Below are 10,152 nucleotides of genomic sequence, written 5' to 3'. Positions count from 1 at the left end.
AGAAAGCCTTGGCTATGCAATATGATGCTCCTGCGTCAATTCAATAACCGTGTTGCACTCAGCTCCTGCAACCGCCCGGTGTTTATTTACTAAACGTCCGGACACAGACCGTTCCGGGCAACGCCAAAGAGTGGTCTCAATCTATTCGTATCGAAGTCGATACGGTAGCTCCAGGGGGGGGCGCGTTCCCTTATATCGTTTTCAATGGTCCGGTTGAGTCGAGCAAAAATATCACCGATGACGACATCGTTGACGCAAAGCTTCCAGGCGCAGTGGCGCATTATGAAGGTATTGCGCCCGGCGATGAGGTAACTCCACTTATTAACGGAACCCCGGATGCTGCTAATGTATTAGTGATACCTGACCCGGTACCTAATGAGGATTTTCTAGCCATTTACTTCAGCGAATCGGCTTTGCTGGCCTTGAATAATAATACGGTAGACTTGAGTTATTCTGTCAAGGATAAAGCAGGTAATAAGGATACGGCGCGAGATCAATTTTTAAATGTCGACTTGCGATCCAAACCGGAAAATCTACTGGCCCCTTTGGTGCCGAAAAGTGATGATGGACTGATTGATGATGCAGATGCGCGGGCCCCGGTTCAGGTATTAATACCCAAGTTCGACAAGGCGCGAGTGGATGATGAAATTATCGTGCATTGGGGTAATCAAGTTGCCGATGGCGTTAGATTGACAAAAGAAGATATTGAAAATGATCCGTTTATCGCCGTACAACTTCCTTATGCAATGGTGTTTGATGCTGGGAAAGGCACAGTCAATGTAAAGTATTTTGTCAACCGCGCCGGCAAGGAAGTGGGTGACTCGCCCGACAAGCCTGTAGAGGTTGATCTCACCCTGATCGGCAATCCCGACCCGATTCCAGAAACTCCCGTGCATGAAAATCTGTTCCCCCCAAAAGTGATCAGCGATAGCGGATCTGGAGAGGAAAATAATATCCCGCCCGAGCATTATGAAGAGCCTGCACAAGTCGTAATTCCTTGGCTGGCTAAAGATGGCGCTGAAATTTACATAGAAAATGATGAAATATTCATCACATGGGGCGATCAAGTTGGAAGCAAAGTACTGCGCACGGTTCTCGGCGCCGACGTGACTGCCAAGATAGACCTGATTGCGACCATTCCGAAGGAAACCATTTCCGCTCAAGGGGGTGGCACGATTCAAGTGTTTTATACCGCTTCACGCGTAACTACGGTACCACCGCATGAGAATACTTCCCTTTCACCGTCACAGCCCGTTACGGTCACCAACGCTACAGAATTGCCGGGTGGAGGGAATATTGATGCTCCGGAATTTCCCGTACTCAATGAGTTTGACGCCATTGGCCCGGACGAACTTTTAGATGGACCAAACGGTTTATATAACCCGGTTCGGGTAGTCACTACCTACACCCATGCTGAGGTAGGGGACACCGTTGAATTGTTTTTTGTCGGTTACGACGACCTGTCTGCCGGCAATCCTGTACCCGGGGCTGCTTACAATCCGCAACCGCCTTACACGATCACTCAGGATGACCTTGACCTTGGCTACTACGACTTCAACGTGCCGGCCAAGTATCATTACGCTGTCTGCACCCGGGGGGCCGTAGAAGCTCATGTGATTGTCAGAAATAGCTTTGGCTCAACCACCGGCTCTAAAAAGCGAGTGTTCTGTGACGTCAAGATGCCAGGCTGGGAAGACTGCAACAACAGACCCTAAACGTTTAAATGTATGAGTGACTCAAGTCTGCGGCGGTTGCCAGCCGCAGGCACTCTTAATATATAAAGCGTAAGGACTTACCGCATGAGCACTTACAAGCTTTCTCAATCAAAGGGTCCATCAACGCGGGACCTGCCCGCTCCGACCGTACCTGCCGCCATCGCCAACGGCGGCTTGGGCTGGGCCGATTTGCAAGACCCGGACAACCCAGTATTAGTACAAGTTGTACTGGCTCCTGGCACTGTCTTCATTAATGACCGCATCGACCTGTACTGGCAGAAAGTGCCGGTAGCAACCACTCCCGTCAAGCAAGAACATCTGGACGTTGGCGTCGTCACGCTCCCGGTATTTCCGAGCGACATTCTCGAGCACGACGACGGTCGCCATATTCTGCATTACATAGCCATCGCGGCCATCGGTGGAGGCGAGTCTCCCTCCCGCGACGCTCCGGTTGAGGTCAAACGCCTGATCCCAGGCGGTTATGACAGCGATGCCGGTACGGAGTACATCAATGAAGACCTTGCCGCGCCCACCGGCATCCCGGAATTGATTAACGACGAAATCGCCGAGCAAGGTCTCACCGTCACCATTCCCGTTTACATAAACATGGCTGTCGGAGATCGTCCCCAATTGGATTGGGGAGGACAGCGTCTGCATCATGAGCTGCTGACGCTGGAAGACGTCGGCAAACCGGTAACGTTTCGCGTCGAAAAAGACGTACTGATTCTCCGCCCGGGCCCGGTCAACGTGCGTTATGAAGTGCGCGATAAGGTGAATAACTGGTCTAAGTGGTCGCTTTCGACCATCACCAATGTGGAGGCCGGTGACGACCTGTTGGCTGCTCCTCGGGTAATCGACGCCATCAACGGTACTATTGATCTGGCGGTACTCGGCGATAAAGATGTTCGCGTGCAAACTCCGGTCTACTCGGGCATGAATACCGATGATGAAGTGGTTCTGACGTGGCCCGGTGAAACAGCTGAAGGGGTAGGTGTTCCGGTTGTTCAAAGTACGGAAGTTAAGGAGATCGGCTGGCCGTTGAATTTTGACATCCCGAACGAAAAAGTACGGGCCATTGCACAAGGCCATGCGGTGGTCAGCTACATCGTCAATCCCGCACTCGGCGGCTCGCCAAAACCTTCACGTCGCAGCCCGCGCATTGATGTCATTGGGCAAACGACTAACCTGCCAGCACCGCAGGTCGCAGGCGTGATCGGCGATGTGCTTGATCCGTCCACGCTGCCCGACAACGGCACCACCGTGACCATTCTGGCCAATGACCTGATCAAGGCCGGCAACACCATCACGTTGGTGTGGGATGGCGTCACAGCCGGAGGTACTCAGCTACCTTACCGTGATGCCTTTCCGGTGACTGGTTCGATGGAAGGTAAGGACATCAGTCGCCAGATTTCACTTACCAACATTACCCCGCTTCTAAACGGTTCGGTCACAGTCAGCTATGTTCTGAGCAAAGAGGGTGTGGAGTTGCCTTCGGACTTGGTGCCCCTGAAGATTAAAAGCCAGAGTGCTCAACTGCCCATACCTACCATCGACTTTGCCCAGGGCGATGCTCTAAACCCGGACGACGTGCCGGCCAGCGGTACCTTCGTGCGCATCAATTACAGCCCGATGGAAACCAGCGATCGTATTGAGGTGCAATGGGATGGCGTGCTCGATTTCACTGATTTCTTCCCAGTACCGGCCACCTGGAACAACAAGGAAGTGGTGTTTCCGATCACGAAAGATTATGTGGATCTGAACATTGGCCAAACAGTTGAGGTGTATTACACCGTAACTCGTGCGGGCGTGCTCTTGCCCGCGTCGATCAAGCAACCGTTGTTGATCGGGAGTGCGCTAGAGCTACCGGGCGGTTCTGGTGGTCTTCCTGAGGTTAAATGGACTGAGCAAGTAGAGATGTTAGATCCGTACGAAGGTAACTACATGCTGGATAAACCCATGTCTCTAGATGGTCAGGTAGTTGAGATTCCCTATTATGAAAATAAAAAAGATCGTGATTTGATTGCTTATGAATATATAAGTTGTGCGGGTGGTTTTTTGGGGGACGGAACGCCCGTTGAAGTCGATGTGACGAAAGTTTCTGACAGTTACACTGTGCCGTTTGATGAAATTAATTCGCCGTCGTTCATTACCTTGCCGAACACAGCTTTTTTCTACAGTATTGCATCTGAACCTATTCACAGTCCCGGTATTTACGGAGTTGGGAAAATAGCCTATTCAGTCACCCCCGAGGGTAGCAGCACCGCGACGCCTCGCGCCGAAACCATTATTTATTTAGATACTCGAAATCCACTGTAACAGCACGCAGGCTCTCTTGGTTGTCACTCAGGTATCTCGCTGTTGAGAGATACCTGTTATAAAGTTTTTATGAAATAGGTCTGTTGTTCGCAGAGTAGTTTTATTGGGTTAAGGGGTAAGATGGGTGGAAGCCCTCCATTTTCTGGAGTCAATAGCATGTCATTTAAAACGCAAAAAAATCGACCTTCCGGTTTGCGGGTTAATAGAATAAGTGGTTATCCGCTGCCCTTCATTGACGATGTATCCATTAACGGAGGACTCAATTACCTCGCATTGAAAGCCGACCCAACCCTTGAGGTGATAGTCAATTGCGGCCCCTTCTTGCCGGCAGTGGCTGGAGATCGGATTGATTTGTATTGGAAAGGCAGTGATGGCATTGAACGGAAAGTTGCATCTCGAACCTTTAATGTTGGGGAAATTATGGCGTCCTTCCCCATTCCTGTTGCGGTGGCGTTGCAAGCACATGAAGGGCCCGGTGAAATTCGTTACACCTACACGGATTCGGCTGCCACTTACCCAGCAGAACCGCTGGAATGCCTCATAAAAACCACGGTGCCCGGTAATCCCTACAGCGCCCCCAATCTGCCGGAGACCTTCTACATCAACGAAGCCATGCTGGCACCGACCGTCGTCCCTTTAGCAATTGATCAAGGGAACGTGGGTTCCGGCGCGACAGTCACCATTGCTGCGTGGACCAACATGTTTAAGGGGGACATTCTCACCCTTAACTGGGGTGGATACCCCATCAAACAACCGGCTCTGACCGACACTCAACCCGGTCAACCGGTGGTCATCAAGGTCTCTGAAGAGGATATACGCGCGGCTGGCAACTCAGCAGAGGTGCATGTCAGTTATGAGATTCGTGACCTGGTAAACAATTGGTCGTTGAACTCGCCTGCCACACTGGTAGATGTCAACACCGACCTGAACTTGCTTGATGCGCCAGATGTGATTGATGTCGATGCTGGCAAACTGGACTTCGACGCCTTAGAAGGCGGAGTCAGCCTTACCATCGTTAAAACACCGGCTCCAATCTTCTCTGTGGGTGATGGGGTTACCCTCTACTGGAAAGGCACCAACGCACAAGGCGCAGTGATTGAAAAAAGCTACGAACTGGACGTGACCAGTACGACCGGCAGGCTTCAATTCAAAGTGCCTAACGCGGACGTTGCGCTGTTTATCGGCGGTTCTGTGACATCGGTGTCTTACACCTTGGCATCAAGTTTTACAGGTGAGCTGGAGTTTTCCCGCAGCCTTATGTTTGCCGTGATCGGCACTCAGTTAGATTTACCTGCCCCTCAATTGGAGAACGGTTTAGTGGGCGGTGTGTTTGAACCTGTCACCTTACCGAGTACCGGTGCCCTCATTTCCCTGCCCCCTTATCCGGGCATGGCAGCTGAAGACCGCATTATTCTCTCTTGGGATGGTCTGGACAGCAACGCTGACCCACTGCACGGCAGTGATGACCAGACGCTGGAATTTACAGACGTTGGTAAGGAGTTTGTCTTTGTCATCGACAAAAACGCTTACCTGAACGTAGGTGATGGCAGTCAACTGACCTTCAGTTATCTGGTTATTTTTGGCGGCACGGGAGCTACACGCAACTCCGATGAGGTCTCATATACGGTCAAAAATCTCACGCTGGCTATTCCGCCAGCACCCTCTGTTGTTGAGGCTCCGGGCGATGTACTCAACCCGATGAATGCGCGTACGGGGGCTACTTTGCGGGTGAAGTATGATGGGATGTTCGACAGCGACATAATAGGGATTAACTGGAACGGTGACGGGAACTTCCCCAATCAGCCCGGTAATCAGGCGGTGGGTTTTGTGGACTTCCCCATAGATGTAGCCCGTGTGGCGCCGACAGTGGGTAAGACGGTTATTGCTTTCTATTCGGTTGGACGTACTGGGGGCTATGACATATCCCATAATCTGCCGCTGACCGTACTTGACTTTCAGGATCCGGAAGAGGAATTGCCGAGCCCGTGGATAGCCGAAGTTGTAAACGATACGCTTGACCTTGGCCGCTTCGCTAATGATGCGCATATCACTGTGGATGCGTGGCCTTTGATCAGTGTTGGGCAAAAATACTGGATTGATGTTACGGGCACAGGTGTTGATGGAACTTCTTACTCCAGTGTCGTTGCGAGTGGAGAGACAGTTGGTGTCGATGAAGAGACCACTGGCATTAGCTGTGATCTTTTACGCACAGAGTTGGAAAAGTTCAAAAGTGCCTCTTTTTTGAAAGTAGAGATGAGGGTGTTGTTCGATCCGACAGGCACTGAGGCGCAGGCTATTTCTTTTCCGGTGTTCCAAACTTTAATTGAAGCGGATACGTGGGTCGATTCGATCGCTGATTTCAATAATGGCACGGATGGGGGGTGGACGCGCGGACCTGCTGCTGTATTGGGGGTCATTACTGCGCAGGGGTATTTTAGTCAGAACTCTATCGATCCTAATTACAGTTACGCGGGTGTTGTGTTTTCCCGAATCTTTACGTTTAAGGCGGGGCGAACTTATGAGTTTTCTGTTCAGGCTTATAATTGGGTGGGGCTCCCAGGAGGGCTTCTTCCCACGTTTGTGTTGCGCAGATCAAGTGCGGGGGCGATTACGCAAAGCACTCAAGTAGCTTATAACGAAGGTTGGAAAGCTATTTCAGGTAAATTTACGCCTCAAGAAGATATTACGGAATCGTTGGATATTTTTAGTCAACAAGGTCTGGGTTGGGGAGGTGGGGCGTTAGGCGGGAATGATTACTATCTAGACAATATTATGGTCAGGCGTATCGCATGATGATCGACTTTCGCATGTGTCTGGCCACAACATTCGAGGCACGGTGAGTTCAAAAAACGGGGCGCCACAGATCAATCTGCCGGTAATGAGAACCACCCCATTACTGGCAGATGGTCAGAAATAGTCAATGTGTCTTGCTGTCGTACGTAGCCCTCAGTGCGTTGAAGTTTCGGGCTGTAAAAGAGGTAGTCGAGAGTACGGTCAGGACCGTCTACGCGTGGGTCATTGGGAAAGTGCGTTAACCACAATTCTCGATCTATGCCGGTAGCGTCGGGATTACTGGGAATCATCGGGTATCTTTCCCACAACAAATGCAGCTCGCTGTCGCGTGAATATCCTTGGCGCAAATCGGCAGACAAACGTTGGTATTGACCAATTGGCAGTAAGTTGAAATCCCCGCCAATCAGCCAAGGGGTGCCCTGACTTTCGAATTTATTGAGCACTTCGCCGGTGGCTTGAATTTGTCGACGCAGGTTGCTGTTGTCTTGGCTCGGTGCATCCAGTTGGGTATTCATGGCAACTAATTGGCCACCATCGTTAAGCGGCAGGTAATTTACCAGCAGTGCTGGTTTTGGCTGAAACTGACGGCTGATGAAGTTGGCATCGGCAACAGGTAATTGCAGGCGTTCGGCGTGTTCGATCTGGAAGCGGCTAAGGGTGACCAGTTGGCGCCCGACGCTGCCAAGAATATGCAAATCGGGCACGAAGTCGGCCTTCCACGTAAATACATGGGTGCTGCACGGGTACAGGTCAGACAGGCGTTCTTGAAGCAGAGTCAGTTGATTCTGGTAATCACTGGCCTTGGCGTTTTCATCGACTTCTTGCAGCAGTACCAGATCAGGGCGCTCATCACGAATAACGCGCGATACCTCATCAAGACTGAAGGCCATGTCTTCATGGGTAGGTTGCGTGTCTGGGCCGCTGCCGTCCGCAAGGTTGTACCAAAAAACATAACGCTTGCCGGCCAGGTACTGAATATTCCAAGTCATGACCTTGATTGCCTGTCCGGGCATGAGTACCGGAGCCGTGGCTGGGCAGGTCAGTGTCAGCACTTCTTTGGCCTCCGGGCGCCACGTCAGGCTGTAAATCAAGCTCGCCAGCGCACCTGCGAGCAGCAGCAAACCTAACAGGGTGTGGCGCAGGAAACGTGGCATGGGATCAGCTTATGACGGAGCAAGGAATGGCCGAGCATACCGGACGACTGTTCGTCACCCAAGAAGCTATCAATAAGGAATCGTACTCATTTAGTGTCAGACGATTCGCTAATTAGCATAAATAGGCGGAATAAAGCGATTGTCAGAAACAGCTGTAAAAAGCTGTAAAAGCTATCAAGCGTCAGTGACAAGAGCAGATTTTCATCCTTTGGGAACGCTGAGAACGTCAGTTCTTTGAGCAGCATCAGCGGTGCCAGTACGGCTGCCACGCAGATAAATATCTGCCAGAAATGCCCTCGGCTCATCAGCACGCTGGATTTCAATGCTGCCAGTGGCCCTTCACCGCGTAACACCAGGCGGTACTCGGAAAATGCAAAGACGATGGTCATGAAAATGCCGGGCAGCACTAATAACGAAAGCCCTAGCACAATGGCCAGCGTGCTGATGGCGGACAGCAAGGCAAAGTTGGGCCAGAGGGTCAGCGCGCGCGCCAGCAAGTCACTGTTGCGGGGCGTTTCGCCACGGCTGCGCGCGTCCAGAAACAGAATCAGCGCGCCCGTGTACAGCGGGTACACCAGCAAGCCGACCAGAAGGTCATAACCGGGTGAAGCATCCGGCCCCGATGCGCTGCTAACCATCTGCGTGATGACCGTTTCAAGAATGATCAGCGGCAAGCACAGCATAACGATCTGGCCCAGATTACGTTGGGCGAAGTAAAGGGCGTCGCGAAGAACAGTCATCGGGTTCATGGTTGGGTATCGGCAGTCAAAAGCGGTGTGCCACTTTAACCGATGACGTTACCACTTTACGCAAATGTTACTCAGGATCGACTTGAACCTACAGCTGAGCGGTTTATCCGCGCAAAGGTTCGGCAGGCTGGCATACTGCGGCCTTGTTTTTCAGCTCATTGCCCGAAAGTCCGGGCTGCCAGAGGTTTTCCGGTGAAAAAAATTGCGGTCTTTGCGGATGTGCAGAACCTCTATTACACGGTTCGCCAAGCTTATGGCTGCCATTTCAATTACGCCGCGCTGTGGGCTGACATCAGCAAACGCGGTGAAATCGTCGAGGCGTATGCCTATGCGATTGACCGGGGTGACAGCAAGCAGCAGCAGTTTCAGCAGATCCTGCGCAACCTCGGTTTCACGGTGAAACTAAAACCTTACATCCAGCGCAGCGACGGTTCGGCCAAGGGCGATTGGGACGTCGGGATCACCATCGACATCATGGACTCGGCGGCGAATGTCGATGAAGTGGTGCTGGCTTCGGGTGATGGTGACTTTGACCTGTTGCTTGAGCGTATCGCCAGTAAGCACGGAGTTGAAACCGTGGCCTATGGTGTGCCAGGCCTGACCGCCAATTCATTGATTCGCGCCGCCACGCGCTATGTGCCGATTGAAGGCAGCCTGCTGCTGAAGTAACGCCCCACTTTTACAGGATTGATCAGTTTTGGAACGCATCGCGGTAATTGACTTTGAAACCACCGGCATCTCCCCGAGCAGCAGTTGCCGGGCGACTGAAATTGCTGTGGTGATTCTTGAACAGGGACGTATTGTCGAGCGTTACCAGAGCCTGATGAATGCGGGTGTGCGGGTGCCGGGGTTTATTGAGCAGCTCACTGGCATCAGTAACGCCATGTTGCGTACGGCGCCCTCGGCTGAGCAGGTGATGAACGAGGTCAATGAGTTTGTCGGCATCACGCCACTGCTGGCACACAATGCGGCGTTCGACCAAAAGTTTTGGGATTTCGAGATGGGTCGCATCAAGCGCACCCGCTTGCAGCACTTTGCCTGCTCCCTGTTGTTGGCGCGTCGTTTGATGCCAGAAGCCCCCAATCACAAGCTTGGGACCTTGACCACGTTCGCCCATTTGCCTCACACGGGTCAGGCTCACCGGGCCATGGCCGACGCTGAAATGGCCGCCAACCTGACCACACATCTGGCTGTGCGCCTGCGCCAGCAGCATGGGCTGCGTGAGTTGGATCACGAGTTGTTGCGCGGTTTGCAGAAAATACCGGCGGCGAAAGTGACGGAGCATTTGAAGCGTTATCGTGGTTTTTAACAGCACCCTCACCCCAACCCTCTCCCAGAGGGAGAGGGGGCTGATTTGTGGTGTTGCACAGATCGGCTTTTGCCTTTAGTCCCCGCTGCCTTGGAGAGCGCGCTGATTTGTGGTGT

7 protein-coding genes are annotated in these 10,152 nt (G+C 52.2%); 5 read left to right on the top strand and 2 right to left on the bottom strand.

All coding sequences use genetic code 11. The features are described 5' to 3' along the window. Window positions 1–272: 272 nt before the first annotated feature. The 3 genes from GHN86_RS22440 (at window position 273) to GHN86_RS22430 (ending at window position 6,824) form a co-directional block, all read left to right on the top strand. Window positions 273–1,715 carry a hypothetical protein gene (locus GHN86_RS22440; protein WP_153387346.1) on the top strand — a complete coding sequence of 481 codons (1,443 nt, stop codon included), beginning with the start codon at window positions 273–275 and terminating at the stop codon, window positions 1,713–1,715. Window positions 1,716–1,799: 84 nt separating this feature from the next. Beyond that, the gene (locus GHN86_RS22435; RefSeq protein WP_153387344.1) at window positions 1,800–4,031 is read left to right on the top strand and encodes a hypothetical protein; all 2,232 of its coding nucleotides are present in this window, start codon (window positions 1,800–1,802) and stop codon (window positions 4,029–4,031) included. Window positions 4,032–4,187: 156 nt separating this feature from the next. Beyond that, window positions 4,188–6,824 (top strand): hypothetical protein, encoded by a 2,637-nt coding sequence (locus GHN86_RS22430; protein ID WP_153378987.1) that lies wholly within the window; start codon window positions 4,188–4,190, stop codon window positions 6,822–6,824. A 71-nt stretch (window positions 6,825–6,895) separates the two neighbouring features. Here GHN86_RS22430 and GHN86_RS22425 read toward each other — a convergent pair whose 3' ends face one another. After that, window positions 6,896–7,978 carry an endonuclease/exonuclease/phosphatase family protein gene (locus GHN86_RS22425; protein ID WP_153378988.1) on the bottom strand — a complete coding sequence of 361 codons (1,083 nt, stop codon included), beginning with the start codon at window positions 7,976–7,978 and terminating at the stop codon, window positions 6,896–6,898. Between the two features lie 86 nt (window positions 7,979–8,064). After that, complete coding sequence (locus GHN86_RS22420; protein WP_153378989.1) at window positions 8,065–8,727, bottom strand: YciC family protein; 663 nt, start codon at window positions 8,725–8,727, stop codon at window positions 8,065–8,067. Window positions 8,728–8,919: 192 nt separating this feature from the next. Here GHN86_RS22420 and GHN86_RS22415 point away from each other — a divergent pair, with 192 nt between their 5' ends. Continuing rightward, the gene (locus GHN86_RS22415; protein WP_122783196.1) at window positions 8,920–9,396 is read left to right on the top strand and encodes an NYN domain-containing protein; all 477 of its coding nucleotides are present in this window, start codon (window positions 8,920–8,922) and stop codon (window positions 9,394–9,396) included. A gap of 28 nt (window positions 9,397–9,424) precedes the next feature. Then, window positions 9,425–10,036: a PolC-type DNA polymerase III gene (locus GHN86_RS22410; protein WP_153378990.1), complete on the top strand. Its 612-nt coding sequence runs from the start codon at window positions 9,425–9,427 to the stop codon at window positions 10,034–10,036. Window positions 10,037–10,152 lie beyond the last annotated feature (116 nt).

Origin of the sequence: Pseudomonas helleri, from assembly GCF_009600315.1 — a bacterium.
Lineage (GTDB): Bacteria > Pseudomonadota > Gammaproteobacteria > Pseudomonadales > Pseudomonadaceae > Aquipseudomonas > Aquipseudomonas helleri_A.
This window is presented reverse-complemented; position numbering and strand designations above follow the sequence as displayed.